General features: G+C 71.5%; 26 protein-coding genes. 10 read left to right on the forward strand and 16 right to left on the reverse strand.

The features are described from left to right. Window positions 1-4: 4 nt before the first annotated feature. Entirely contained in the window at window positions 5-409 is a 405-nt protein-coding gene (locus tag ACERZO_RS12840; protein ID WP_372664830.1) for a RidA family protein, read from the forward strand. On the opposite strand, the gene ACERZO_RS12845 is transcribed toward ACERZO_RS12840, so the two are convergent. Then, entirely contained in the window at window positions 406-1,401 is a 996-nt protein-coding gene (locus ACERZO_RS12845) for a YdcF family protein (protein ID WP_372664831.1), read from the reverse strand. The two genes, ACERZO_RS12840 and ACERZO_RS12845, sit on opposite strands and share 4 nt — an antisense overlap. A gap of 77 nt (window positions 1,402-1,478) precedes the next feature. Then, window positions 1,479-2,990, reverse strand: a complete 1,512-nt coding sequence (locus ACERZO_RS12850) for a catalase (protein ID WP_372664832.1) — start codon at window positions 2,988-2,990, stop codon at window positions 1,479-1,481. 106 nt (window positions 2,991-3,096) lie between these two features. Here ACERZO_RS12850 and ACERZO_RS12855 point away from each other — a divergent pair, with 106 nt between their 5' ends. Together ACERZO_RS12855 and ACERZO_RS12860 are read left to right on the forward strand one after the other, a co-directional pair. Then, entirely contained in the window at window positions 3,097-3,462 is a 366-nt protein-coding gene (locus ACERZO_RS12855) for a DNA polymerase ligase N-terminal domain-containing protein (RefSeq protein WP_372664833.1), read from the forward strand. Beyond that, on the forward strand, window positions 3,452-4,282 hold the full coding sequence (locus ACERZO_RS12860; RefSeq protein WP_372664834.1) for a dihydrodipicolinate synthase family protein: 831 nt from the start codon (window positions 3,452-3,454) through the stop codon (window positions 4,280-4,282). Before ACERZO_RS12855 ends, ACERZO_RS12860 begins: the two co-directional genes overlap by 11 nt. Here the strand turns inward: ACERZO_RS12860 and ACERZO_RS12865 are convergent. The 6 genes from ACERZO_RS12865 to ACERZO_RS12890 form a co-directional block, all read right to left on the reverse strand. After that, window positions 4,267-4,959, reverse strand: a complete 693-nt coding sequence (locus ACERZO_RS12865) for a DUF998 domain-containing protein (protein WP_372664835.1) — start codon at window positions 4,957-4,959, stop codon at window positions 4,267-4,269. The genes ACERZO_RS12860 and ACERZO_RS12865 overlap by 16 nt on opposite strands. A 97-nt stretch (window positions 4,960-5,056) precedes the next feature. Continuing rightward, window positions 5,057-5,923, reverse strand: a complete 867-nt coding sequence (locus ACERZO_RS12870) for an NAD(+)/NADH kinase (RefSeq protein WP_372664836.1) — start codon at window positions 5,921-5,923, stop codon at window positions 5,057-5,059. A 30-nt stretch (window positions 5,924-5,953) separates the two neighbouring features. Continuing rightward, window positions 5,954-7,429, reverse strand: coding sequence for a flavin-containing monooxygenase (locus ACERZO_RS12875; RefSeq protein ID WP_372664837.1), 1,476 nt, complete (start codon window positions 7,427-7,429; stop codon window positions 5,954-5,956). Further along, complete coding sequence (locus tag ACERZO_RS12880) at window positions 7,426-8,271, reverse strand: SDR family NAD(P)-dependent oxidoreductase (RefSeq protein WP_372664838.1); 846 nt, start codon at window positions 8,269-8,271, stop codon at window positions 7,426-7,428. The genes ACERZO_RS12875 and ACERZO_RS12880 overlap by 4 nt, the downstream gene beginning before the upstream one ends. Continuing rightward, window positions 8,255-9,145 (reverse strand): alpha/beta fold hydrolase, encoded by an 891-nt coding sequence (locus ACERZO_RS12885; RefSeq protein ID WP_372664839.1) that lies wholly within the window; start codon window positions 9,143-9,145, stop codon window positions 8,255-8,257. The genes ACERZO_RS12880 and ACERZO_RS12885 overlap by 17 nt, the downstream gene beginning before the upstream one ends. Beyond that, on the reverse strand, window positions 9,142-10,437 hold the full coding sequence (locus ACERZO_RS12890) for a cytochrome P450 (RefSeq protein WP_372664840.1): 1,296 nt from the start codon (window positions 10,435-10,437) through the stop codon (window positions 9,142-9,144). The genes ACERZO_RS12885 and ACERZO_RS12890 overlap by 4 nt, the downstream gene beginning before the upstream one ends. An 87-nt stretch (window positions 10,438-10,524) precedes the next feature. Between ACERZO_RS12890 and ACERZO_RS12895 the strand changes: the two genes are divergently transcribed. Further along, entirely contained in the window at window positions 10,525-11,112 is a 588-nt protein-coding gene (locus ACERZO_RS12895) for a TetR/AcrR family transcriptional regulator (RefSeq protein ID WP_372664841.1), read from the forward strand. Here ACERZO_RS12895 and ACERZO_RS12900 read toward each other — a convergent pair whose 3' ends face one another. The 7 genes from ACERZO_RS12900 to ACERZO_RS12930 all read right to left on the reverse strand — a co-directional run bounded on the left by ACERZO_RS12900 (window position 11,113) and on the right by ACERZO_RS12930 (window position 16,340). Continuing rightward, on the reverse strand, window positions 11,113-11,601 hold the full coding sequence (locus ACERZO_RS12900; protein ID WP_372664842.1) for a hypothetical protein: 489 nt from the start codon (window positions 11,599-11,601) through the stop codon (window positions 11,113-11,115). 370 nt (window positions 11,602-11,971) lie between these two features. Next, the gene (locus ACERZO_RS12905) at window positions 11,972-12,340 is read right to left on the reverse strand and encodes a hypothetical protein (RefSeq protein ID WP_372664843.1); all 369 of its coding nucleotides are present in this window, start codon (window positions 12,338-12,340) and stop codon (window positions 11,972-11,974) included. Window positions 12,341-12,444: 104 nt separating this feature from the next. Further along, a complete protein-coding gene (locus ACERZO_RS12910) occupies window positions 12,445-12,723 on the reverse strand; it encodes an HPr family phosphocarrier protein (RefSeq protein ID WP_372665566.1) in 279 nt (92 codons plus the stop codon). Between the two features lie 11 nt (window positions 12,724-12,734). Next, window positions 12,735-14,186, reverse strand: coding sequence for a PTS fructose transporter subunit IIC (locus ACERZO_RS12915; RefSeq protein WP_372664844.1), 1,452 nt, complete (start codon window positions 14,184-14,186; stop codon window positions 12,735-12,737). 2 nt (window positions 14,187-14,188) lie between these two features. Continuing rightward, window positions 14,189-14,641, reverse strand: a complete 453-nt coding sequence (locus tag ACERZO_RS12920) for a PTS sugar transporter subunit IIA (protein ID WP_372664845.1) — start codon at window positions 14,639-14,641, stop codon at window positions 14,189-14,191. After that, complete coding sequence (gene pfkB, locus ACERZO_RS12925; RefSeq protein WP_372664846.1) at window positions 14,638-15,582, reverse strand: 1-phosphofructokinase; 945 nt, start codon at window positions 15,580-15,582, stop codon at window positions 14,638-14,640. Before pfkB ends, ACERZO_RS12920 begins: the two co-directional genes overlap by 4 nt. Then, window positions 15,579-16,340, reverse strand: coding sequence for a DeoR/GlpR family DNA-binding transcription regulator (locus tag ACERZO_RS12930; protein ID WP_364249288.1), 762 nt, complete (start codon window positions 16,338-16,340; stop codon window positions 15,579-15,581). The genes pfkB and ACERZO_RS12930 overlap by 4 nt, the downstream gene beginning before the upstream one ends. A 103-nt stretch (window positions 16,341-16,443) precedes the next feature. Between ACERZO_RS12930 and ACERZO_RS12935 the strand changes: the two genes are divergently transcribed. Both ACERZO_RS12935 and ACERZO_RS12940 read left to right on the forward strand, forming a co-directional pair. After that, window positions 16,444-18,033, forward strand: coding sequence for a phosphoenolpyruvate--protein phosphotransferase (locus ACERZO_RS12935; RefSeq protein WP_372664847.1), 1,590 nt, complete (start codon window positions 16,444-16,446; stop codon window positions 18,031-18,033). A 54-nt stretch (window positions 18,034-18,087) separates the two neighbouring features. Next, window positions 18,088-19,131 (forward strand): alcohol dehydrogenase catalytic domain-containing protein, encoded by a 1,044-nt coding sequence (locus tag ACERZO_RS12940; protein ID WP_372664848.1) that lies wholly within the window; start codon window positions 18,088-18,090, stop codon window positions 19,129-19,131. On the opposite strand, the gene ACERZO_RS12945 is transcribed toward ACERZO_RS12940, so the two are convergent. Next, window positions 19,128-20,102 (reverse strand): SEFIR domain-containing protein, encoded by a 975-nt coding sequence (locus ACERZO_RS12945; protein ID WP_372664849.1) that lies wholly within the window; start codon window positions 20,100-20,102, stop codon window positions 19,128-19,130. The two genes, ACERZO_RS12940 and ACERZO_RS12945, sit on opposite strands and share 4 nt — an antisense overlap. A gap of 260 nt (window positions 20,103-20,362) precedes the next feature. On the opposite strand from ACERZO_RS12945, the gene ACERZO_RS12950 reads away from it, so the two are divergent. Genes ACERZO_RS12950 through ACERZO_RS12965 form a run of 4 tightly spaced genes read left to right on the forward strand, consistent with a single transcriptional unit; the run spans window position 20,363 to window position 26,297 of the window. Further along, window positions 20,363-20,947 (forward strand): TIR domain-containing protein, encoded by a 585-nt coding sequence (locus ACERZO_RS12950; protein WP_372664850.1) that lies wholly within the window; start codon window positions 20,363-20,365, stop codon window positions 20,945-20,947. A 3-nt stretch (window positions 20,948-20,950) separates the two neighbouring features. Beyond that, window positions 20,951-22,582, forward strand: coding sequence for a CATRA system-associated protein (locus tag ACERZO_RS12955; RefSeq protein ID WP_372664851.1), 1,632 nt, complete (start codon window positions 20,951-20,953; stop codon window positions 22,580-22,582). Next, window positions 22,579-23,208: a hypothetical protein gene (locus ACERZO_RS12960; protein WP_372664852.1), complete on the forward strand. Its 630-nt coding sequence runs from the start codon at window positions 22,579-22,581 to the stop codon at window positions 23,206-23,208. Before ACERZO_RS12955 ends, ACERZO_RS12960 begins: the two co-directional genes overlap by 4 nt. Next, window positions 23,205-26,297, forward strand: coding sequence for a helicase HerA domain-containing protein (locus tag ACERZO_RS12965; protein WP_372664853.1), 3,093 nt, complete (start codon window positions 23,205-23,207; stop codon window positions 26,295-26,297). Before ACERZO_RS12960 ends, ACERZO_RS12965 begins: the two co-directional genes overlap by 4 nt. Window positions 26,298-26,338 lie beyond the last annotated feature (41 nt).

Raw genomic sequence — 26,338 nt, forward strand, 5'->3', positions numbered from 1 at the left:
AGCTGTGAAGCCACGCCGCTGGAACCCCGACACCGTCGCACCGCCGCTGGGCCGCTACAGCCACCTGGCCGAAGTCCCCGCCGGGCACCGGCTGGTCTTCCTCGCCGGCCAGCTCGGCGTCGGACCCGACGGCACCCTCACCGGCGCCGAAGCGCAGGCCAAGCAGATCTTCGCCAACCTCGACGCCCTCCTCGCAGCCGAAGGCGCCGGACCCTCACACCTCGTCAAGCTGCTGACGCTGGTCGCGGGCACCGAGCACCTCGACGGCTACCGCGCCGCGCAGGCCGAAGCTTTCGCCGGCTGGTTCCCGGACGGCGACTACCCGGCGCAGACCCTCGCGGTCGTCGCGGGGCTCGCGCGCCCGGAGTACGTCGTGGAGGTCGAGGCGGTCGCCGCCGTGCCGGTCTAGGCGAAGATCGCCAGCGCCAGGCCGGTGCCGGTGATCAGCGTGCACGCCGCGATCGTCGTGCGCCGGTAGTGCAGGATCAGCGCCGCGAACTCGCGCAGGAGCGCGCTCGGCAGGAAGTACCTCGCCGTCGGCGCGCCCGTCGCGTCGAACGGCAGGCCCAGCCGGCGGCATTCCACCGCCGTGCGGAAGACGTGGTAGTTGCTCGTCACCGCCAGCACCCGGTGCGGCCGCACGCCTTCGGGCAGCAGGTCGGCCGAGAACCGCAGGTTCTCTTCGGTGGTCGTCGCCCGGTCCTCCAGACTGACCCGGTCGGCCGGGATCCCGCGCGAAAGCAGGTATTCCCGCATCGCGGCGGCCTCCGTGACCGTCTCGCCCGCACCCCGGCCGCCGGACACCACCAGCAGCGGGGGCACGGCTTCCCGCGCGGAGAGCCGGATCGCGCGGTCGAGACGGGCGGCCAGCAGCGGCGTCACGCGGTCGCCCGCCAGGCCGCAGCCCAGGACGATGATCGCTTCCACACCGGAACGGCGCCGCAGCCGGCCGTACAGGAGCGAGTACCCGAGCAGGGACGCGAAGAGGAACCCGAAGTAGCACGCGAGCACCGCCGCCGTCGCGACCAGCGCCGAACCCCACCGGCCGAGCGGCACGAAGAACAGCCCTTCGAGCACCAGCAGGCCGACCCCGAGCACGAACGACAGCAGGTTCCCGAGGCTCCGGCCCTCCCGCCGCACCATCCGGACGCCGTTGGCGATCAGCGCCGCCGGCAGCACCACCGCGACGAGCACCGCGATCGCCGCCAGCAGCCCGCCCAGCACCGGGGTGAGCCACTCCAGGTGCCAAGCCGCGCGCAGCAGCCACAACCCGATGAGCAGGAGCGCGATGCCGAGCCAGACGGCGTTGCCGAGCCGCCGCGGTTCCCGGGCCAGCCGGACCGCGAACACCAGCAGCGCGACGGCGGCGCAGCCGGGCAGCACGGCATCGGTGACACTCACCCGGCCTCCCCACCTCCCGCGAAGAGGCCAACGTACGGGACGCGGACCCGGCGGCCGCCCACCGGGTCCGCGTCCGGTCAGGCCTTGTGCTGCATGCTCGACCGCGCCGGGTTGCCCTGGTCGGCGGCCTTCGGGTCCTTCTCGTCGCTCTTGGCCCGGACGCCGGACTCGATCCGGTCGCCGAGGTCCTTGTCGACGTTGCGCCAGTAGTCGAACGCGCGTGCCAGCACCGGTTCGGAGACGCCGTTGAGCAGGTGCCCGACGATGTTGTCGACCAGCCGGCCGCGCGCGGCGTCGTCCAGGACCTCGCGGACCATCGTCGCGGCCTGGCCCCAGTCGTCGTCGTCCTCGCGCAGCGTGTACGCCGTCCGGACCATGTCGCCGTCGGTGTGCCAGCCCGCCGGCTGCCCGTACCGCGCGACGTCGGCGTGCGGGCCGCCCTTCGAGTTCGGCGCGTACACGGGGTCGGACACCTTCGTGTACCGCATTGCCCCGTCCTTGCTGTAGCTGTGCACGGGCGCGACGGGCGCGTTGACGGGCAGCTGCTTGTAGTTCGCGCCGATCCGGTAGCGGTGGGCGTCCGGGTAGGAGAACAGGCGGCCGAGCAGCATCTTGTCCGGGCTCGCCCCGATCCCCGGCACCAGGTTGCTCGGCTCGAACGCGGCCTGCTCGATTTCGGTGTGGTGGTCGGTCGGGTTCCGGTCCAGGGTCATCCGGCCGACGTCGATCAGCGGGTAGTCGCCGTGCGGCCACACCTTCGTCAGGTCGAAGGGGTTGAAGCGGTAGGTCTTGGCGTCGTCGAACGGCATGACCTGGACCTTCAGCGTCCACGAGGGGTGGTCGCCGCGCTCGATCGCCTCATAGAGGTCCCGCGTGTGGTAGTCGGTGTCGGCCGAGGCCATCTGGTCGGCTTCGTCCTGCGTGAAGCACTCGACGCCCTGGTCGGTCTTGAAGTGGTACTTCACCCAGAAGCGTTCCCCGGCGGCGTTGACCCACATGTAGGTGTGGGAGCTGTAGCCGTTCATGTGGCGCCACGTGCGCGGGATGCCGCGGTCGCCCATCAGCCACGTCACCTGGTGCGCGGACTCCGGCGACAGCGTCCAGAAGTCCCACTGCATGTCGTGGTCGCGCAGGTTGTTGTCGGCCCGGCGCTTCTGCGAGCGGATGAAGTGCTGGAACTTCAAGGGATCCCGGATGAAGAAGACCGGCGTGTTGTTGCCGACCATGTCGTAGTTGCCTTCGCTGGTGTAGAACTTCACCGCGAAGCCGCGGGGGTCGCGCCAGGTGTCGGGGCTGCCGCGCTCGCCGGCGACGGTGGAGAACCGGATCAGCAGGTCGGTCTTCGTGCCCGGCTGGAACACCGCCGCCTTCGTGTACGCGCTGACGTCGCCGGTCACCTCGAACCGCCCGAACGCGCCGCTGCCCTTCGCGTGCGGCTGCCGCTCGGGGACGCGTTCGCGGTTGAACTGCGCCATCTGTTCGATGAGGTAGTTGTCGTGCAGCAGGATCGGGCCGTCGGGACCGACGGTGAGGGAGTGTTCGTCGCTTTCGACGGGGATGCCGGCGTCCGTCGTGGTCGGTTCGGTCATGACACCCCACCGTGCGCGCCTTTCTGGATCTGGTCAAGTCCTCGGATGGCGTGTTTGACGCGCCGGAAAACGGGTAGCGGCCGGGGTTTCTGGCATGGTGGGGGTCGTGGGTGAGCGACCGGCTTTCGTGCTGCACGAGCACTGGCGTCCGCGGCACCACTTCGACCTGCGGCTCGAGGAGGACGGCGTGCTGCGCTCGTGGGCCGTCCCGCGCGGCCTCCCGCCGGACGCGAAAGGCAACCGGCTCGCCGTCGCCGTGCCCGACCACGCGCTCGATCACCTCGCCTACGAGGACGACACCAAGAAGGTCGCCGACACGGGCTGGTGGGAGGAGCACGACCGCACGGACAAGCGCATCGTGTTCACCCTCCACGGCCGGACCGGCGCGGTCCGCTACGCGCTGATCCGCACCGACCGCGACTGGCTCCTGCACCGCACCCGCGACCAGCCGGGAGACGCCGATGCGCGCTGAAGTCCTCTCCGCCACGCCCACGCTCTTCCGCGACGACCTGGCGCTCGACGAAGGCGCCAACACCGAGTTGCTGACCTGGCTGCACGGCCGCGTCGACGGCGTCTTCGTCGCCGGGACGGCGGGCGAGTTCCCGGCCCTGGACCGGGCCGAGCGCCGGACACTCGCCGGGCTCGCGCTGGACGTGTTCGGCGCGGAGCACACAATCGTGCACGTCGGCGCGGCGAGCACGCGCGAAGCCGTTTCGCTGACCCGGGACGCCCTCGCCGCGGGCGCCACGCGGCTGGCCGTCATCACGCCCTACTACCTGCCCGCGGACGCCGACACGGTCGGCCGGCACTTCGCGGCCGTGCGCGACGCCGCCGGGGAGGCCGACGTCTACGGCTACCTCTTCCCGGACCGCACCGGCGTGACGCTCTCGCCCGCGGAGTTCGCCGCGACGGGCCTGCGCGGCGGCAAGCTGTCCGGCGCGGCGGCGGCCCGGTTCGCCGACTTCCGCGCGGCGCTGCCGGCCGCGCGGTTCTGGTCGGGCGCCGACACCGACGTCGCGGCGGTGGCCCGGGCCGGCGGGGCGGGCGTGGTGTCCGGTTTGTCGTCGGCGTTCCCGGAGCCCTTCACGGACCTGGCCGCGGCGGTCGAAGCCGGCGACACCGAAGCCGAACGCGCCGCCCAGGCCCGCGCCGACGCCGTCCGGGCCGCGCTGGGCGGCACGGTCGAGGGGATCAAGGAAGCGGTCCGGCAGCGGGGCTTCGGGAACGGCCTGCTGCGGATGCCGGCGCCCGCGCCGCCCGCCGAGCGGATCGCGGCCTACGCCCGGAGCTGAACCCCGGCGCGCATCGCCCGGTGCGCCCAGTGGCCCAGCACCGCGAGCAACGCGATCTCCAGCACCATCATCAGGCGCTCGACCAGGCCGGTCGCCACCGTCGGGAGGTGGCCGCCCAGCACGACGTTGACCGCGAACGGCACGATGAACGGAAGGTAGAACGGGATCGCCGCCAGCGCCAGCCGCCGCGACCAGGTCGCGAAGCGCCGCCAACGCGGGTCGTCACGGTGCCGCCGGCCCAGCGCCCAGCCGACGATCGGCAGGCTCAAGCAGGTCACGGCCGAGGCGTAGAGGTGGATCTTGCCGGTCGGGGTGATGGCGCAACCCTGCGGGTCCTTCGCGAAGACGGCGACGGCGAGCAGGCTCACGCACCACAGCGCCTTCGCCGCCACCAGCGCCGGGTTGGCCAGCAGACCCCGCCGGTAGAGCGCCACCAGCAGCAATGCCGAGCCGGTGCTGGTGAGCAGCAACGCGCCGTCCCACATCCACCGGCCCGGGCTGAGCGCGTAGTCGCTGAGCATCGTGCTCACCGGGTCCAGCGGGGCGAGCCGCCGGTCGAGGTGCAACACCGCGAGCAGGACGACGGCGCCGGCGAAGGCGGCCAGCGCGCCGGGCACGAGCAGCCGGGCGCGGAGACGGGGACGGACGGGTGCGGGGCACAGCATGTAGAGGGACACTCCCGGGCGGCTCGGCTGGTTCAAGCGGAGCCGCGGACGCTACCCGTGACCATTCCGTGATCGTCGCGGGACACGCCCGAGATGTGACCCGGGCCACTCAGTGCTCGCCGTCCTGCGGGATCTCCGCCGAGTCCGTCAGCCGCAGCTTGCGCCGCGCCCGCTGGTAGAACGTCGTCATCCCGAGCCGGACGACCCGGGCGGCGCTGGGCCGGGCGCGCAGGTCGAGGCGGTCGCCGGGGGAGACGTACCCCTCGACCTGGCCGTCGACCTCCACCGCCAGCCGGCCGCTGGTCGACAGCAGCTCCAGCGTCACCTCGTCGTGCACCGACAGCACCACGCCCCGGCTGTACGCCGAGTGCGGCGCCGCGGGCGTGACCAGCAGCGCCTCCACCGCCGGGCTGGTGATCGGGCCGCCGGCCGAGAAGCTGTACGCCGTCGAGCCGGTCGGGGTCGCGACCACGACCGCGTCCGCCGAGTAGCTGACGAACGGCTGGCCGCCGACGCGGACCGCGACCACCGCGCTGCCGTCGCCGGGCACGCGGACCACGGCGATGTCGTTGAACGCCGTGATCTTCCGCCCCTCCAGCACCGCGTCCACGGCCAGCCGCGGCTCCACCGTGAACTGGTGGTCGTCGATGGCCGAGAGCGCGCCGGGCAGGTCCGGGACGTCGACCTCGGCGAGGAACCCCAGCTTGCCGAGGTTCACCCCGAGCACCGGTGCGCGCTGCCCGTCGGCCAGCCGCATGGCCCGCAGCATGGTGCCGTCGCCGCCGAGGCTGACGACCAGGTCGGACCGGCGGCCGAGCTCCTCGGCCGTCACGCCGATCGCCGCGCAGTTGAGGCGGACGATCTCGTCGGCGATGCCGAGGATCTCGATGTTCCGGTTGCCCGCCCAGCCGAGCACGGCCTCGACGGCGGCCGCGGAGTCGCGGCGGGGGTGCAGCACGAGTCCCGCGGAGTGCATGTCAGCGGCCCCGGGCGGGGGAGGTGAGCGTCATGCGGTCAGTCTGCCCGCTCCCGCCTTCCGCCGCGAGAACCGCAGCGCGCCGTCGTCGAGCCGGCCGTGCCGCAGCTTGACGACGTCGTGGGCGTAGCTCATGCCGAGCTGCCACGGCGCGCGCGACCCGGCCTTCGGGAACTCGTCGATCGACCGCAGCACGTACCCGGCGTCGAAGTCGAGCAGCGGCCGCTCGGTGACCGCCGGGTCGTCGTTGACCGGGACAGCCTGGTCGTAGCCGTGCCGGTCGAGGTGGCGCAGCAGCCGGACGACGTACTCGCCGACGAGGTCCGCCTTGAGCGTCCACGACGCGTTCGTGTACCCGATCGTGAACGCGAAGTTCGGCACGCCGCTGAGCATCATCCCCTTGTACGCCATGGTTTCCGGCAGCTTGACGGGGTCGCCGTCGACGACCAGGTCGATGCCGCCGAAGGCCAGCAGCCGCAGCCCGGTGGCGGTGACGACGACGTCCGCGTCGAGCTCGTCGCCCGATTCGAGCCGGATGCCGGTCTCGGTGAAGGTCGCGATCCGGTCGGTGACGACGGAGGCGTCGCCACGCTTGATGGACCGGAACAGGTCACCGTCCGGCACCAGGCACAGCCGCTGGTCCCACGGCTGGTAGCGCGGCTTGAAGTGGGTGTCGACGGCGTACCCGGGCGGCAGCTGCTTCATCGCGGCCTTGCGGATCAGCGCCTTGACGACCCCCGGGCGGCGCCGGCTGAGCTGGTAGATCAGCGTGCTCACGGCGACGTTCTTCCACCGCGCGATCGGGTACGCCAGCTTCGCGCCGAGCAGCCCGCGCAGCCGGTTGGCCAGCGCGTCCTCCGACGGCAGGGACAGGATGTAGGTGGGGGAGCGCTGCAGCATCGTGACGTGCTCGGCGCGGTCGGTCATGGCCGGCACCAGCGTCACGGCCGTCGCACCGCTGCCGATCACGACGACCTTCTTGCCGGTGTAGTCCAGGTCCTCGGGCCAGTGCTGCGGGTGCACGACAGTGCCGCCGAAGTTCTCGAGGCCGGGGAACTCCGGGGTGTGGCCGCCCGCGTAGTCGTAATAACCGCTGCAGAGGTAGAGGAACTTCGCGGTGAACTCGACCGGTTTCCCGTCGTGGGTCGCCTCGACCGTCCACCGTGCGTCCTCTGTGGACCACGCGGCGCGGACCACCTTGTGCCCGAACCGGATGTGCCGGTCGATGCCGGCGTCGGCCGCGGTGTCCCGGACGTACTTGAGGATCGACGGGCCGTCGGCGATGGCCTTCGCGTCGGTCCACGGCCGGAACCGGTAGCCGAGGGTCTGCATGTCCGAATCGGACCGCACGCCGGGGTAGCGGAAGAGGTCCCACGTGCCGCCGATGGCGTCGCGGGCTTCCAGGATCGCGTACGTCTTGCGCGGGAACGCGGTCCGCAGGTGGTGGGCGGCGCCGACGCCGGACAGGCCGGCGCCGACGATCAGGACTTCGACGTGCTCGGTCATCGAACGGCCTCCGTCCGCCGCGGGCGCCTCATCACGCGCGAGAGCACGGCGTTGTAGTGGGTGGGGGTGATGCGGGCGAGCGCGTCGAACAGGTAGGCGTCCGGGCCGACCAGGATGCGGGCCTTGCCGCGGTCGACGCCGGCGTGGATGACCGCCGCGGCCTTGTCCGGCGACGTCATGGTCATGGCCTCGAACTGCGCGGCCATCTGCTCCTTCGTGCGGCCCAGGCCCTCGGGATCACGCCGCACCCGCGCGTTGCGCGCGATGTTCGTCGTGATGCCGCCCGGGTGCACGGTGATCGCGCGGACGGCGGAGCCGCGCAGTTCTTGCCGCAGCGATTCGGTGAAGCCGCGGACGGCGAACTTCGCGGCGCAGTAGGCGCTCTGGTTCGGCATCCCGAGCAGGCCGAACACGCTGGAGGTGTTGACGATCGCGCCTTCGCCCTGCTCGACGAGGATCGGCAGGAACGCGCGCGTGCCGTGCACGACGCCGCGGAAGTTGATGTCGTGCAGCCAGTCGTCGTCCTCGATCACCGCGTCGAGGACGGTGGAGGTGACCGCGACCCCGGCGTTGTTGAACACCGCGGCCAGCGGGGCGGGGAGCCAGTCCTTGACCTCGGCGGCGAAGCGCAGCTGGTCTTCGGCGTCGCGGACGTCGAGCACGCGCGTCAGTACGCGGCCGTGCAGGGCGGCCGCGGTGGCCTTCAGGCCGTCTTCGTCGACGTCGGCCAGGGCGACCGGCGAGCCGAGGCGGGACAGCCGGGTGGCGAGCGCGCGGCCGATGCCGGACGCGGCGCCGGTGATCACCACCGGGCGGCCGGTGAGACTACGGGGCCGTGACATCGCTGCTCCTCGCGTGCTTGTCGATGAGGTCGAGGATCGTCGGCCACGCGCCTTCGGGCAGGTCGTGGCCCATGCCGGGCACGGTTTCGAGGCGGGCGCCCGGGATCGCGCGCGCGGTGGCGGCGCCGCCGGTGGGGTGGACCATCCGGTCGCGGTCGCCGTGGATCACCAGCGTCGGCGCGGTGATCTTCCGCAGCAGCGCGGTCCGGTTGCCGGACTTCATGATCGCGGCGAGCTGGCGGCCCACGCCGCCGGCCGTCGGGTCGCGGTCCCAGCCCGTCCCGGCCAGCTCGCGAACCCACGCCTCGTCGAACGGGAAGCCGTGGGAGCCGATGTGCCGGAACATCCGGACGGCGCTTTCGACCGCCTCTTCCCGGGACTTCGGCGGCTTGGCGCCCATCATCCGCAACGTCGAGAACGCGGGCCGGCCGAGCAGGCGCGACCCGGTTGTCGACATGATCGACGTCAGGGTGCGGATCCGCTCCGGGTGCAGCGCCGCGACGGTCTGGGAGATCATGCCGCCCATCGAGACGCCCGCGATGTGCGCGGTCTCGAGGTCCAGGGCGTCGAACAGGCCGATCGTGTCGGCGGCCATGTCCGTCAGGTCGTACTGCTGCGCGGGGAACCGGCCCGCGAACATGCCGAGCAGGCTCGGCGGCCGGAAGCGCGGGTGGGTCGAGCGCCCGGCGTCGCGGTTGTCGAACCGGATCACTTCGAAGCCGCGGCCGGCGAGCTGCGCGCAGAAGGCGTCCGGCCAGCTGTGCAGCTGCTGGCCGAGCCCGGCGACGAGGACGACCGGGTCGGCGCCGGCGTCCCCGATCCGTTCGTACGCCAGGGAAATCCCCCGGCCGGCGTCGGCGATCTGTTCGGTCACTGCTCTCCTCCGGTGCTTCGGCGGCGCACGACCGCGCGGCCGCCCTTGGCGGGGGCGTAGGCCACGCCCCGCGAATGCCAGCGTTCGTCGGGTTCGGCCGTCGGGACCAGCGTGAAGTCCCGCAGCAGGGTCCGCAGCACGACGGTCAGCTCCATGGTCGCGAAGGCGGCGCCGAGGCAGCGGCGGGTGCCGCCGCCGAACGGGATCCACTGGTAGAGGTCCGGGCGCGCGCCGGCGAAGCGGTGCGGGTCGAACTCTTTCGCGCGCGGGAACACCGCGTCGTCGTCGTGGATCAGCGCGATGCTGACGAGCACCGCGTACCCCTTCGGCAGGGTCCAGCGGCCGAGCCGGAAGCCGTCCTGCTTGACCTGGCGGGCGGTGAGGTCGATGACCGGGCGGGTGCGCTGGACCTCGAGGATGGTGGCGTCGAGGAGCTTGCCGTCGTCCTCCCGCAGTTCGTCGAGCAGCGCGGGGTGCCGGCGCAGGCGTTCGACGGCCCAGGCCAGCGTGGTCGCCGTGGTCTCGTGGCCGGCGGTGAGCAGGGTGAGAAGCTGGTCGGAGATCTCGTCGCGGGTGAGCCCGGACCCGTCGTCGTAGCGGGTCTGCAGCATCATCGAGAGGACGTCGTCCTTTTCTTCGACGCGGGCCTTGGCGATGAGCCGGTCGACGATGGCGTCGTACTCGCAGCGCATGCGCTCGAAGCGGCGCCAGGGGTTGAAGCGGCCCTTCTTGGAGATCGGCACGACGGCCAGCCGGGAACCGAGCGTGACGAACGGCGGCAGCAGTGCGCGCAGCTCGGCGAACTCGGCTCCTTCGGCGCCGAACACCGCGCGCAGGATGGCGTTGAGCGTGATCCGCATCATCGACGGAAGGGTGGCGAACGCCTTCCCGTCGGGCCAGGTTGCGAGTTCGCGGATGGTCTCTTCTTCGACGATCCGCTCGTACGCCGCGAGCCGCTTCCCGTGGAAGGGCGGGACCAGGAGCTTGCGCTGCCTTTTGTGCTCCTCGCCGGAGAGCGCGAACATCGAGTGCGGTCCGAGCACGCGGCCGAGGTTGACTTCGAGGTTGTCGACGAGGTCGGGGCCGGAGGTGAAGAGCTGCTTGATCTCGGCGGGGTCGCTGAGCACGACGGCGCGGCCGAAGATCGGCACGTTGACCGTGAAGGCGTCCCCGTAACGCGCTCTGAGCCGCCGCATGCCGCGCAGGGGCTGGGTCAGCGCGTAGGCGCCTTGGACGGCGCGGGGCGCGGTCGGTCCCGGCGGCAGCGTCACCGCGCTGGTCATGGTCGTCATCGACCCTCCCGAAATGGTGGTACGCGAGCGTACCGTCGGTACGGTACGCCGGTGTACCATCTCGTTTCAAGAAGGAGGCGGTATACCGTGACTTCCGTGGACGTCGACACCCGCCGGCACCGGCAGCGGCTGCTGGACGGGCTGGCCGCGTCGATCACCGAGGACGGCTTCCGCGACACGACGGTCGCCGGCATCGTCCGCCGCGCGCGCACGTCCCGCCGGACCTTCTACGAGCACTTCTCCAGCCGTGAGGAGTGCCTGATCGCGCTGCTGGCGGACGCGAACCGCGCGATGATCCAGCAGATCTCCGACGCCGTCGACCCGGACGCGCCGTGGGCGCTGCAGGTGCGCCAGGCGATCGAGGCGTGGATCGCGTGCGCGGAGTCCGAACCGGCGATCACGCTGAGCTGGATCCGCGACGTGCCGGCGTTGGGCGCCGCGGCGCGGGATCTGCAGCGCGACGCGATGGAGGGGTTCATCGCGATGACGCAGCGGCTGACGGACACGGCCGCGTTGCGGGCGGCGGGAATCAGCCCCCCGTCCCGCCAGACGGCGATCATCCTGCTGGGCGGGTTGCGCGAGCTGATCGCGACGACCGTGGAGGACGGCGGCCGGGCCGGCGACGTCACCGAGGTCGCGGTGCGAGCCTCGATCGCGTTGCTCGGCCCAGCCTGACTAACCCACGTTGACGGTCAGCTTCGGCGGGTCGCGCAGTTCGCTGTCGACCTTGTCCAAGCGCGTGGTCAGCTCTTCGATCGCCGCGCGGGCGTCGTCGCAGATCCGGTTGGCGGCCACCAGGTACGAATCGCAGATCTCCCAGTAGTTCGAGCCCCCGATCGCCGCGGCGGGCTTGCGCCGCTGCGCGCCGTCGACCGCCTCGGCCAGCACCGTGTCCAGCTCGAGGACCTTGTCGAGCTCGAACGGGAACTTGCCCAGCACCCAGTCGCCGATGGCCTTGAAGACGGTCAGGCCGACCCGTTCGAACCCGGGGTCGGTGAACGTCGCGGCCTGCAGCGCCCCGACGAACTGCTTCATGACCTTGACCATGTCGGCCCGCGCCTGCTCGAAGATCTGCGAGTACGCGATGAGGCACTGGCCGAGCTTGCCGACCGCGAGGATGTAGGGCTCGCTGTAGTTTTCGAGTTCTTCGCGGTAGGTCTGCACCCCACCGCGACATCGCCCTCCCACTTCCCGAGGGCGGCGCCGAGCGCGCTGTCGAGGCTGTTGAGGACGTCGATGCTCGGGTGCTCTTCGCCGGCCGACTTGTAGCGCAGCCCGTCGATGGCCTGCCACGCCTGGTGCATGACCTGGATCCGCTGCTGCGCGATGACGTCGGACGGGTAGAAGAACCGCTCGAACGGGTAGTCGGCCCACCGGTCCGGGTGCGGACCGGTGGGACCGTATTCGTGCAACAGCCAGTCCACCCACCCGGCCACCCAACGAGCCCAGAGCGCGACTTCGCCGCACTGGTCCTCGTACCGGTCGAACTGCGGGTAGTGGCCCGGCGGGCGGTCGGGGAAGTACGGCGGCTGGTTCACCGGCTTCCCCCGTCCGCCCAGGATTCGCCGATGCGCCGCAGGTGCTCGCTCGCGGCCGCGTCGGACTCGGCGTAGAGCTTGGACGCGCCCTGCAGGCCGCCTTGCAGCCGCCGGGCCGTGTCGACGAAGTTGTCGTTGTGCGAAATGAGCGTGTCGAAGATTTCCTTGAACTTGTGGTCGAACCTCTCGCAGGCGTGGAAGAACACCCCGGCGTCGCCGTAGTCGCCCAGCAGGGCGGTCTTCCCCTCGATCGTGGCCTGCGCTTTCTTGACGGCCGAACCGTGCGCTTCGAAATGCGTCACCGCCTCGGTCGCGCGCTCGGCGGCGTGCTGGACCAGTTTCGGATCGACCTCGAATCCTTGCACTTTTTCCCCCTTCACGACCATGGGTCGTCGCCCGGACGCAATCCGGCAAATCGGTCTGGATGCTACGCCTGCCGAACGCGTCCGGAGGGGACTTCAGGAGAAACTCACGCGTCCAGGTCCCGCGCGATCAGTTCGGCCAGCGCGTCGACCGACGCCTGGGCGGCGTCCCCGTCGGCGGTCAGCTCGACCTCGTCGCCGAAACCCGCGCCCAAGGTCATCAAACCCAGGACACTCGCGGCGTCGACCGGATCGCCGGCCACCCCGCCGGTGATCTTCGCGATCCGAACCTTCGCGGGCTGCCCGGCCGCGGTGCGGGCGACCAGGCCCGCGGGCCGGGCGTGCAGCCCGACACTGCTGGCGACGAGCGTGCGGCGTTGGTACACAGTGGACTCCTTCACGCGTTGACGGTCTGGCCGGACACGGCGGTGGAACGTTCGGCTGCGCGGAACCGGACCTGCTTCAGCGCGATCACGGACCCGGCGGCCACCAAGGTCCCGGCCACCAGTGCCACCAGGAACAGCAGCGGGCTGCCGATCAGCGGGAGCACGAAGATCCCGCCGTGCGGGGCGCGCAGCGTCGCGCCGAACGCCATCGACAGCGAACCCGTGACCGCCGAGCCGAGCATGATCGACGGGATCACCCGGAACGGGTCGGCCGCCGCGAACGGGATCGCCCCCTCGGTGATGAACGACGCGCCGAGCAGCCAGGCCGCGCGGCCGTTTTCGCGCTCGGCCTCGGTGAACAGCTTCTTCCGGACGGTCGACGCGAGCGCCAGGGCCAGCGGCGGCACCATCCCGGCCGCCATCACCGCGGCCATGATCTGCAGCGAGCCGGTGGCGCCGGTGGTCAGGCCGCCGACGGCGAAGGTGTACGCCGCCTTGTTGACCGGACCGCCCATGTCGAACGCCATCATCAGGCCGAGCAGCGCGCCCAGCAGCAACGCGCTCGCGCCGCTGAGGCTGTTGAGCCAGTTCGTCAGCCCGGTCGTCGCGGCCGCCATCGGCTTGCCGACCACGACGTACATCAGCACACCGACCACAATGGACCCGAGCAGCGGGTAGACGACCACCGGCATGATCCCGCGCATCGCCTTCGGCACCTGGATCTTCTTCAACGCCAGCACGACACCACCGGCCAGCAGACCCGCGACGAGCCCGCCGAGGAACCCGGCGCCGACGGTGACGGCGATCGCGCCGCCCACGAAACCGGGGGCGATGGCCGGGCGGTCGGCCATCGCGAAGGCGATGAACCCGGCCAGCACCGGCACCAGGAAGTCGAACGCGGCGCTGCCGATCTGGAACATCAGCGCGGCCCAGCCGGCGACCGAACCCGCGTCGAAGTGCTCGGTGACCTTCGGGGCGTCGACGATCCGGTAGCCACCCAGGGCGAAACTCAGCGCGATCAGCAACCCGCCCGCGGCGACGAACGGGATCAGGTAGCTGACGCCGGTCATCAGCCACTGGCGGATCTTGGTCCCGGCCTTGTCGTTCGCGCCGACCTTCGAGGTCAGCTCCGGGCCGGCGGCCGCGGGTGCGACGGGCTCGCGAGCCGCGGCCTTCGCCCGTTCGAACAGCCCGGCCGCGTCGTTGATCGCGGCCTTGACCGGCGCCTCGACGATCGGCTTGCCCGCGAACCGGTCCCGGCCCTGCACGGCGAGGTCGGCGGCGAAGATGACGGCGTCCGCGGTCGCGATGTCCTCGGCGGACAGCGGTTCGGACCCCGCCGAACCCTGCGTCTCGACGACGATCGTGTCGCCGTTGGCCTTCGCGGTCTGCTCCAGCGACTCGGCGGCCATGTACGTGTGCGCGATGCCGGTGGGGCACGCGGTGATGGCGACGAACTTCATGGTCAGGACACCTCCTGGCGGATGTACGAAGCGACGGCGACGGCGTCGGTGGCGTCCAGGAGGTGCTGCTTGAACTCCGCCCGGACGAGGCGGCGGGCGAGGGCGGCCAGGACCTTGAGGTGGTCGCTGCCGCCGCCTTCGGGTGCGGCGATGAGGAAGATCAGCGTCGCCGGGCCGTCCGGGGCGCCGAAGTCGACGCCGGCGGCGCTGCGGCCGAACGCCAGCGTCGGCGCGGTCACCGCGGCGGAGCGGCAGTGCGGGATGCCGATGCCGCCTTCGAGCCCGGTGGCCATCTGCTCCTCCCGGGCGGCGACGTCCTTGAGGAAGAGGTCGAGGTCGGTCACCCGCCCGGCGTCGACGAGCCGCTGCGCGAGCGCGCGGGTGGCGCTACGGGAGTCGGCGGCGTCGAGGCCGAGGTCGACCAGGTCGGCGGTGATCAGGTCCGGGGTGGTCATGCGGCGGCTCCGCTGAGGGTGAGGGTGGGGTCGGCGTCGAGCACGCGCACCTGGTCCGGGTGCACGTCGTGGGGGGTGGGCATGCGGCTGCCCTCCTGCGTGACCGCGGCGGTGCCGTAGGCGACCGCGGTCCGCAGGGCTCGGGGGCCGGTCCCTCCCGCGTGGAGGAACCCGGCGAGTGCGGCGTCTCCGGCGCCGACGGTGCTGCGCACGGCGACCAGCGGGCCGAGCGCGTGGCAGGTTTCGGTCTCCCCGACGAGGACCGCGCCGCGTGCGCCCAGGCTGACGAGTACGGTGCCGACGCCGCCGGAGATCAGTTCGCGGCAGAAGGCGACGACGTCGCCGAGCAGCGGTAGCGGGCGGCCGGCGAGCTCGACCAGCTCGTCGAGGTTGGGCTTGAGCAGGTCCGGCCCGCCTTCGCAGGCGGCGGCGAGCGGCGCGCCGGAGGAGTCGACGGCGACCTTCGCCCCGGCGTCGTGCGCGAGTTTCGTGAGCCGCGCGTAGAAGTCGTCGGGCACCCCGGCGGGGAGGCTTCCGCAGCACACCAGCCATTCCCCGCGCGCGGCCAGCTCGACGGCCCGGCGTTCGAGTGTGGCCAGCTCGGCGGGGGAGATCTCCGGGCCGGGCTCGTTGATCTTCGTCGTGGTCCCGTCGGCTTCGACGAGCGTGATGTTGCTGCGGGTCGTCCCGGCGATCGGCACGGCGACGACCGGGACGCCTTCGGGGGCGAGCAGGTCGGCCAGGCGGTCGCCGACCAGGCCGCCCGCGGGCAGGAGCGCGACGGTCGGGGTGCCGGCGGCGGCCAGCGCGCGGGCGACGTTGACGCCCTTGCCGCCGGGGTCGAGCCGCACGGCTTCGGCCCGGTTGACCTCGCCGCGGCGCAGGCCGGCCAGCCGCGCGGTCCGGTCGAGGCTCGGGTTCGGGGTCACGGTGACGATCACGCCAGCACCACCTCCGGGCCCGCCTCTTCGAGCTCGGCCACCGCGCCGGCGTCGAGGCCGCTGTCGGTGACCAGGACGTCGATCTCGGCCAGCCGCGCGAACCGGCTGAGCTGGTCGGTGCCGTACTTGCTGTGGTCGGCCAGCAGCACCCGCTTGCGCGCGGCGGCGACCACCGCGGCCTTCACCGCGGACTCGGCCATGTCGGGTGTCGTGCAGCCGTGCTCGGCGGAAAAGCCGTTTGCGCCGAGGAAAGCGACGTCGACGAGCAGTCCGTCGAGCGCGTGCAGCGTCCACGCTTCGACGGCGGCGAGCGTCGTCCCGCGCACGCGGCCGCCGAGGATGTGCAACGTGATTCCCGGCCGGGTGGCCAGGATCGAGGCGACCGGGATCGAGTTGGTGATCACGGTCAGCTCGCGGTCGGCAGGCAGGAGCGTGGCGAGCCGGCTGGTGGTCGTGCCCGCGTCGAGCAGGATCGAGCCGCGGTCGGGCACCAGGTCGAGCGCGGCCCGGGCGATCGCGTCCTTCTCGGCGGCGTTGGTCTGGTCCCGTTGCGCCACTTCGGGTTCGAAGTCGAGCCGCTCGACGGCGACCGCGCCGCCGTAGACGCGGCGGACGACGCCCTGGCGTTCGAGGACGCCGAGGTCGCGGCGGATGGTCTCGGGGGCGACACCGAGTTCGGTGGCGACGTCGTTGACGTCGACCCGGCCGTCGCGACGTGCGCGTTGCGCCAGGAGCTGATGCCGTTCGGCGGCGTACATGCCCGTTCCTCTCCGATGTTTGCCCGTTGCAGTTTGATTGTGCCCGTTGTTACCGTACTGTCAATCCCCAGTTACGAGATCCTTTGCTCCCGGAGGTCCCGCCATGCAGTTGTCCGGAGTCGGAGTCAGTCCCGGCCGGGTGGCCGGTCCACGCGTGGTCGTGGTCGCTGACCTGCAGGAACCCGCTTCCTTTCCGGTTCCGGACGATCTTTCGGCGGAAGCGGGCAAGATCGGGCCGGCGGCGGGAGCGGTCGCGGCTTCGCTGTCCGATCGTGCCCGTTCCGTGTCCGGAGATGCCCGGTCGGTCCTGGAGACGACCGCGGCGATGGCGTCGGACCCGGCGTTGGTCGCGTCCGCTTCGGACCTCGTCCGCACCCGGTCGTTGCCGGCGCCGCGCGCGGTGTGGGAAGCGGCGGGAGACTTCATCACGGCGTTGCGCGGGGCCGGTGGCTACCTGGCCGAACGCGCCGCGGACGTCGCCGACGTCCGCGACCGGATCGTCGCTTCGCTGCTCGGGCTGGCTCCGCCGGGCGTTCCGGACCTGACGTCGCCGAGCGTCCTGGTGGCGCGCGACCTCGCGCCGGCCGACACGGCGGGCCTCGACCCGGACCTCGTGCTCGCGCTGGTGACCGAGGAGGGCGGCCCGACGAGCCACACGGCGATCTTGGCGCGGGCACTGGGCATCCCGGCCGTGGTCGCGTGCGCCGGGGTCCTCGACCTGCCCGGGCCGGGGCTGGTGGTCGACGGATCCGCGGGCACGGTCTCGCCGTCCGACGGCGTGGTTTCGGCACCGGCTCGCACCGCGCGTGCGTCGTGGGACGGCGTCGGGCGGCTCGCCGACGGCCACCGCGTCAAGCTGCTGGCGAACGTGGGGTCACCCGCCGACGCCCGCGCGGCTTCCGCGGCCGGCGCCGAGGGGATCGGCTTGTTCCGGACGGAGTTCTGCTACCTGTCGGCTCATGCCGAGCCGGGTGAGGCCGAGCAGCGTTCCGGCTACGCCGAGGTGCTGGCGCCGTTCGCCGGGAAACCGGTGGTGGTCCGGACCCTGGACGCGGGCTCCGACAAGCCGCTGGCGTTCCTGCCGATGGGCGCGGAACCGAACCCGGCGCTGGGCGTCCGGGGCCTGCGGGTGGCGTTCGACCGGCCGGAGCTGCTCGACCGCCAGCTGGCGGCGATCGTGGCGGCGGCTTCCGACGCCGGCGTCGAGCTGTCGGTGATGGCCCCGATGGTGGCGACGGCTGCCGAGGCGGCGTGGTTCGCCTCGCGTGCCCGGGCGGCCGGGGTTCCCCGGGTGGGCGTGATGATCGAGATCCCGGCGGCGGCGCTGTGCGCCACGGAGATCCTCGCGGAGGTCGATTTCGTTTCGCTGGGCACGAACGACCTGGCGCAGTACGTCTTCGCGGCGGACCGCCAGCTCGGTGCGGTGGCCGCATTGAACGACCCGCACCAGCCGGCGTTGCTGCGGTTGGTGGAGATGGTGGCTTCGGCGGGAGCGGCGGCCGGAAAGCCGGTGGGCGTCTGTGGCGAGGCGGCGGCGGATCCCTCGTTGGCAGGCGCGCTGGTCGGCCTGGGCGTGACGTCGTTGTCGATGAACGCGGTGGCGTTGGCCGGCGTCGGGGCGGCGCTGCGCGAGGTGGATCTCGCCGGGTGCCGGTCTCAAATTGCGACAGCCGGGCGGCTTCCGCGGTCCTAGCGTCGGAAGCGGCCGAGCCCGGCCACGCGAGCCGGGCGGCCGACGGAGGCGACGATGAAGGCGCTGGTCTACCACGGTCCTGGTGCGAAGGCTTGGGAAGACGTCCCGGACGCCGTCGTCGAAGAGCCGACCGACGTGGTCGTGCGCGTCGACACCACCACCATCTGCGGCACCGACCTGCACATCCTGCAGGGCGACGTCGCCGCGGTCACCGACGGCCGGATCCTCGGGCACGAGGCCGTCGGCACGGTGACCGCCGTCGGGGACGCCGTCCGCGCGTTCGCGGTGGGGGACCGGGTGCTGGTGCCGGCGATCACCCAGTGCGGGCGCTGCGAATACTGCGGGCGCGGGATGCCTTCGCACTGCCAGACGGTCGGTGGGATCGGCTGGATCTTCGGCCACCTCATCGACGGCACGCAGGCCGAACTCGTCCGGGTTCCGTACGCGGACACGTCGCTGTACGCGGTGCCGCCGGAAGTCACCGACGAGCAGGCGATCTTCCTGGCCGACTCGCTGCCGACGGGCTACGAGGTCGGCGTCCTGGCCGGCCGCGTCCGCCCGGGCGACGCGGTGGCGGTGGTCGGCGCCGGCGCGGTCGGCCTGGCGGCCATCCTGACCACGGGGCTGTGGGGCGCGGCGAAGGTGATCGCGGTGGACTCCAACAAGTTCCGCCTGGAGAAGGCCCTGGAGTTCGGCGCGACGGACGCGTTCGAAGCGGGTCCCGGCGTCCTCGAAGACGTCCGGTCCCTGACCGACGGCCTCGGCGTGGACGTGGCGATCGAAGCGGTCGGCTACCCGGAGACGCTCCGCACGGCGGCGTCCCTGGTCCGCCCGGGCGGCCGCATCGCGAACATCGGCGTCCACGGGGTGCCGGTCGAGCTGCCGATGCAGGAGATGTGGATCCAGAACCTCACGCTGACGATGGGCCTGGTCGACACGGTGTCGATCCCGACGCTCCTGAAGATGGTGGCGTCCGGCCGCATCCCGGCCGAGCGGATGGGCACGCACCGGTTCACGTTCGCGCAGCTGGAGGAGGCGTACGAGGTGTTCGGCAACGCGGCCGCCAACTCGGCGCTGAAGGTGGTCATCACGCCTTAGGTGACAGTCGGGTCCCCGAAGGCGAGCTCGGGCAGCCGTCCGCGCCGGCGGGTGACGACGACGGCCGCGGACCCGAACGGGGACGCCGCGACGCCCGGCCGCGACATCTCGAGCCGGAGCTTCAGGGCACCGGTGACATCGAGGTCGATCGCGGCCGGCTTCCCGACGGCCACGTCGTGCTCGGATCGCGGCCTGCCGTCGAGGAGCACGCGGACGCGGCCGACCTGGAACCGGTCGGCCGCTTCGTCGAGCACCCCGGCGATGGTCGAAAACCGCCGGTAATGGCCCCCGAGGTCGAGTTCGACGAACCCGGTCCCGGAAGTCGCGGTCGCGGCCGGCCGCAGGACGATGCTGTGCTCGTACCGCACGTCGCCGATCGACGCCGCGCCACGGCGGACCCCTTGGCTGGCGCAGGTCCAGGGGAGGTCGCTCGCGAGGATCGGCGGCGCCTCCGACGCTCCGCCGAGCCACCGGCCGCGCGGGGGTTTCGGGTGCTTTCCCCGGCCGGTGATCGCGGCGAGCAGGTCGGCGACGCCTTCGTCGCTGATCTCCCCGATCTCGTACCGCGTCACCGAGTATGGGTGGAGGAACGCCGGGATGTCGTCGATCGACCCGCCGGGCAGCACGACCGGGAGGATCCGCCGGGTGCCGTCCTCGATGTCCTGGGTCACCTTGTTGCGGAGCAGGGCGGATTCGAACTGGGCGCCGCGTCCTTCGTCCGGCGGCGCGTCACCGTCGGCGCGCGCCCGGTAGAGGGGAGAGGCCACGGCGACGACGAAGTCCGCCGCCTTGATGTTCCGGGTGGCCCACAGCGACCAGTCGATGCGGCGGTGGTCGTCCCACTGGTCGAGCACCACCTCGAGGCCGATCCGGCTGCGCAGCAAGGTCGCGAACCGCCGGACCTGGTCCTTGTGGTCCTGGGTGTCGTGCGAGTAGCTGAAGAACACCCTGGGCGGCTCGGGCTCGGACATCGGGTTCCCCTCGGGATCGGTCGGTGATTCACCGATCCGGGAGATCGGTTTTCCGGAAACGCTTCGCGCCTGGCGCGCGCGGCTTCCGTCTGTCATCTATCTGTGCCGGTAAGATTTGTCAAGATGCATTTTCCGGCGGCACTTGAGGGCTGGCCAGTTATTGTCCTGGATCTGTCAGGTTTCCCGCCTTCTTCGTCGGCGCGCAGCGGATCTAGGATGACATCCGCCTGGTGGGGAGCGGTGAAGGAGCGTCAGCACGCGTGTACGAGTACGACGTCTTCATCAGCTACCAACGTGCCGCGACCGACATATCAGCGTGGATTCGCAACCATTTTCACCCACGGCTGCTGGAAGTGCTCGACAACAACCGGTACGAAGACGTCCGGATATTCTTCGACGACCAGGTGCGCGTCGGAGCCCAGTGGCCGGCGGAACTGAGTTCGGCGCTGCAGCGTTCCCGCGTGCTGGTTCCGGTCTGCTCACCGAAGTACTTCCGGGACGAGTGGTGCCTGGCCGAGTGGGCCACGATGGAGGAGCGGGAGGCGCTGACCGCCGGTCCGCGGCGGGACCACGGGAGCCCCCTGATCTACCCGGTGATCTTCTGCGACTCCCGGAACTTCCCCGACTGGGCCCACGCCCGGCGTCCCCGTGACCTGCAGCAGTGGAACCACCCGTTCGAACACTTCCAGGCCGCCCCGGCCTACCTCGAGTTCAACCAGCAGATCAAGCAAGTCGCCACGGAGCTGGAGGACCTCATCGAACGAGCGCCGGAGTGGCGGGACGACTGGCCGGTGCGCACCCCGGCCCCGGAACCCCCGAAGCGGGCACGGATGCCGAGGTTCTGACGGATGCCGGGAACGATCTTCACCTTCTACTCCTACAAGGGCGGCGTCGGCCGGAGCTTCACGCTGGCCAACATCGCCGTGCTGCTCGCCCGGTGGGGCCACCGGGTGCTCTGCCTGGACTGGGACCTCGAAGCCCCCGGCCTCGGCGACTACTTCCGGCCGCGGCTGCCCGCTCGGCCGCGCGGCGGAGTGGTCGACCTCATCGACGACTTCCGGCGCGGCCGGTTCGAGCCGGAAGCGCACGTCCAGCGGTTGGAGGGCGTCGGGGTGCTCGACTTCCTCGCCGCCGGGACGGAGGAGCCCGGCTACGTCGGGCAGGTCCAGGCGATCGACTGGGACGATCTGTACGACGAGGGGTTCGGCGAGTACCTCGAGAAGTGCCGCGACCAGTGGGTCACGCGCTACGACTACGTTCTCATCGACAGCCGCACCGGGATCTCCGACATCGGCGGGATCTGCACGGCGCACCTGCCGGACCACCTCGTCCTGCTGTTCACCGCGAACCGCCAGAGCATCACCGGCGCGATGGACGCGGCGCGGCGTGCCGACGCGGCGCGCAACCTGCTGCCGTTCGACCGCGCGCGGCTGACCGTCCTCCCGGTGCTGTCGCGGTTCGACAACCGGGAGGAGTACGACCGGTCGGAAGCCTGGCGCCGCATCGTCGTCGACGAGACGGCCGAGCTGTACCGGACGTGGCTCGACCAGACGGTGGAGCCCGCGACGATGGCCCGCCACCTCACCCTGCCGTACGTGTCCTACTGGAGTTTCGGCGAGCAGCTGCCGGTGCTGTCGGAACAGTCGCCGAGTGCCGACCAGATCGGCTTCGCGCTCGAGACCGTCGCGGCGGTGATCGCCTGCCGGCTCGACCGCACGGATCTGCTGGCGGAAAACCGGGACGCCTACGTGGCCGCCGTGCGCACGAGCCGGCGGGAGTTCCGGCACGAACTGCGCGTCAGCATCCCGCGCCCGTTGGTCGGTACGGCCGACGACCTGGTCATCGCCCTGAAGAACCAGGGCGTCCGGGTGGTGAAATCCCTGTCCGGGGACCGGTCCCTGCTCGCGCGCACCGAGGACGACGCGCGGCACCTGTGCCTGCTCGTCGACGGCAAGGTGAGCCGTTGGCAGTCCGCGGAGGTCGAGCTGTTCCTCCACCGCACGCTCGGTCAGGACCGCCGCGTGATCCCGGTCCTCACCGCGGGCACCGACGCGGCCGGGCTGCCCGGCTACGTCGGCAACCTCCGCTACCTGCGGCTCGGCGGTTCGCGCGGCGTGGACGGGATCGCGCGCGAGCTGGCCGGTCAGCTGAAGGGCGTTGTCCCGCTCGCCGAAACGGACGACCTCGACCTCGCGGCACTGCTCGGCCAGACCCGCGGATCCCGCCTGCGCGCGTCCCGCTGGGACCTGGTGGACGAGCTGGTGACAGCCCTGCAGACAGCGGTCGGCGCGGGCGACAGCGGCCGGATCCACGACCTGGCGGCGGACCTCGAGGTGGCGGTGCGACCCCGCTCCCCGAACGACGCCGAGCACCAGGCGGCACCGCCGAAGGTGCGCCAATCGATCGACTGGCTCCTGCGGACTCTCGACGCCCGCGCCCAGACCACGACGAAACCGAACCACCGGAGGGATCTCGGATGACCGACCGCTTGGGACACCACCAGACCGCGGCGATGTTGACGTTGATGGCATTGGGCCGGCAGGTACCCAATCCGGAGCTGAAGGAGCTGGCGGGCTTCACCCTCACCGGGAAGGACCGCACGCAGCTCGAGGACAGCGGGTACATCACGAGTGTGCAGGTCAAGGCGCCTGGCCGCCCCTACGCCCACGAGCTCACCGAAAACGGATGGGCCTGGTGCCTGAAGGAGCTCGCGGCCGGCAGCCCGCCGGAAACACGCGCCCAGAGCCACCTTTGCTCCGCGCTCTACGTGTTCGCCAGCCGGCTTGACGAGCACCTGGGTCGCCGGAACCTGCGATTGGCCGACATCCTCCCGGGACCGGGCAAATCACTCGAGAGCCGCATCCGGTCGGCCTACCGCGAGCTGGCGAAGGAGCCTCGCGGCTGGGTCGGGTTGAAGGAACTGCGGCCGAAGCTAGGCGGTGCGTCCTCCTCGGATGTCGACGCCCTGCTCAAGAAACTGAGTGGCGCCGGCGAGGTGCACCTCGTCCCCGAAGACAACCGCAAGGCGCTCACCGAGGCAGATCGCGAAGCGGCGATCCGCATCGGCGGTGAGGACAACCACCTCATCTCGATCGAGGCGTCATGATGGACGAGCTGACGGCACTGGCGACACTGAGGTTCGACTGGGCGGACACGCCCGACCACGTCTGGCGGGACTCGCCCTACCACGTCGACGGGCTGCACGCCGATGCGCTCGCCGCACTCGACACCGGCATCCGTGACGCCGTGGCCAGCGACGGGCCCAGCCCGATCGGGCTCGTCCTGCGCGGAACGAAGGGCGTCGGCAAGACTCACCTCCTGGGTCTCGTCCGCAGGCACGTGCACCGCGCACGGGGCTATTTCTTCCTCGACGACGTGACAGCTGCGGATGCGTTTTGGGACAACACGGCCGAGGCGTTGCGTCGCGGCTTGTCCCGCCAGGACGAATCGGGGGAGTCGCAGCTGAAGAGCTTCCTCCTGCGCGTGTGCCTGCGATCGCAGGTCAGCGCCGAGGTCACGGCGACGATCCGGCGCGGTCGCGGGTTGACCGTGGACGATGTCGAAGCTTTCGTCGAAGGTGTGCGTCGTCTGGACGAGGTGGTCGCCGACCAATGCGAGGACGCCGCGCGCGCTCTCGTGCTGATCGGGAGCCGGGATCGTGGGGTGAAGTACATCGGCGAGGACTACCTGGACGGGGACGACGCGATTTCTCCCGAGGCCCGGAAGTGGAACATCTATTCACGACCGAAACCCTCACGCGTTCTGGTGGAGGAAATCACCAGCTTGCTCGCCCTGACCGGTCCGGTCGTGATCGCCGTCGACCAGCTCGACACCCTCATCGCCCGGTCGACGCAGCGCACCCAGGAGATCGGTGAGAGTGTCGAAGACGACCTGCTCGTCGCGCAGATCGCAGATGGGCTCATGGGCTTGCGGGAGGTCACTCACAAGACCCTGACCGTGCTGGCCTGTCTGCCGTCCACGTGGGAGCAGATCAAGGCGAAAGCGGCGGGGACCGTGCCCGACCGTTTCCGCGAGTCGGTCACGCTCGGCCGGATCATCGACGCCGAGGTCGGCCGGGCGTTGGTGGCGAAGCGGCTTGGCGTGGCGTACCAGGCGATGGAGTTCACCCCACCGCACCCGACTTGGCCTGTCGCACCGGTGGCGTTCGCGGAACCTTGGGAACAGTGGACCCCGCGGCAGTTGCTGAAGCGCATCGGCGCACACATCGAGCTCTGCCTGCGCACCGGGCAAGTCCAAGAGCTTTTCTCTTTCGACGAGAAGGCTGTGGTTCCGGTCGCGCCCGTCCGCACGGCAGTGGAGAGCGACCGGTTCGCCGACCTCGACGCCGAGTTCGAGAAGCTGCAGGCAGAGGCGGAACCCGAGAAGCTGCTCGCCGAAAAGACCGTGGACAAGACCATGCCGGAGCTGCTTTCCGCGGCCCTGCGGTGCTGGGTCACCGAGGTCGGCGACGACGACATGGAGTGGTCGTGCGAGCGCCAGAACGGGCGGAGCGAGGTTCACGCCTGGCTCACCCGTACCCTCGACGAGACCGCGGACCTGCAGGAGCACTGGGCGTTCCGGGTGATCGCCGCCCGGGATCCGCGGGCCGCGCTGAGCCGGTTCCGGAAGGCCCGGTCCGCGGCGGGCCAGTTGCAGGGTGCCGATAACCGGCACCTCGTCATTCTCCGGGACGCCTGGGGGCGCGGGGCCAAGACGCGGGAAGAAGTCGAAAAGTTCACGACCGCCGGGGGCAAGACGATCCCGCCGAGCCCGGCCGACGTGAAGACCTTCTGGGCGTTGCAGAAGATGCTCGGCAACGGTGGCCGCGAACTCCACGAGTGGCTGATCGACCGCCGCCCCGCCAGCAGGTCCGAGCTGCTCTCCGCCGTCCTTCCGGAGAAGCCGTCGGGGCAGCCCTCCGAGGGGACGCACCCGCCGCCGTCGGAAGTGCCGGCCGCCGAAGGGGAGATCACCCTCGGGACCGTCGTCGGCTCGGGTGAACCCGTCCGGGTCGAACTCTCCGCTCTCCGCAAGCACGCCGCCGTCTTCGCCGGGTCCGGTTCCGGGAAAACCGTGCTGCTGCGGCGGATCATCGAGGAGTGCGCCCTGCTCGGGGTCTCCGCGATCGTCCTCGATCCGAACAACGACCTCGCCCGGCTCGGCGATCCCTGGCCCACTCCGCCCGACGGCTGGGGCCCCGACGACGCTCAGCTGGCGAAGCGGTACCTCGCCGAGACCGACGTCGTCGTCTGGACGCCCGGGCGAGCCACCGGGCGGCCGCTCGCCTTCCAGCCGCTGCCGGACTTCGCCGGGGTCCTCGACGACTCCGACGAGTTCGCCGCCGCCGTCGAGGTGGCCGTTGCGACGCTCGCGCCGCAAGCGCGGCTGACCGGGAGCACCGCCAAGACGAACATCGGGCTCGCCGTGCTGCGGCAGGCCGTCGTGCGGCACGCGCGGACCGGGTCGCGCAGCCTGCCCGAACTCATCGAGCTGCTGAGCGACCTGCCCGAGGACGTCAGCAACCTCAACGACGCCCCGCGCATCGCGGCCGGGCTCGCCGAGGTGCTCAAGGCCGCGATGGTCAACGACCCCCTCTTCGCCGGCGGTGGCGAGCCCGTCGATCCCGGGGCGCTGCTCACCCCGGCGGAGGGCAAGCGGGCGCGGGTGTCGGTGATCAGCTTCGTCGGGCTGCAGGCGGAGGAGCAGCGGCAGAACTTCGTCAACCAGCTGCAGATGGAGCTGTTCGCCTGGATCAAGCGCAACCCGGCGGGCGAGCGGCCGCTGGGTGCGCTGTTCGTGATGGACGAAGCCCAGACGATGGCCGCGTCCGGGACGCTGACGGCGAGTACGCGCAGCACGATCGTCCTCGCGTCGCAGGCGCGCAAGTACGGGCTGGGGCTGCTGTTCGCCACCCAGGCGCCGAAGGGGCTGCACAACCAGGTGGTCGGCAACGCGATGACGCAGTTCTTCGGCCGGCTGAACAGCCCGGCGCAGATCGCGGCGGCGAACGAACTGGCGCGGGCCAAGGGAAGCCCGGTCGCGGACATCTCCCGCCTGGAGCGCGCGCAGTTCTACGTGGCGGGGGAGGCGTTCGGGTTCCGCCAGGTGGCGACGCCGCTGTGCCTGTCCCACCACCCGGCCAGCCCCCTGCGCCTGGAGGAGGTGATCGCCCGGGCGCGCGACGAGCGGGAGTAGCGGCCCGGGCTGTCGATCCGGGGGCTGCTCGTTCGACGCAC

Source organism: Amycolatopsis kentuckyensis, from assembly GCF_041679295.1.
Classification (GTDB): Bacteria; Actinomycetota; Actinomycetes; order Mycobacteriales; family Pseudonocardiaceae; genus Amycolatopsis; species Amycolatopsis kentuckyensis_A.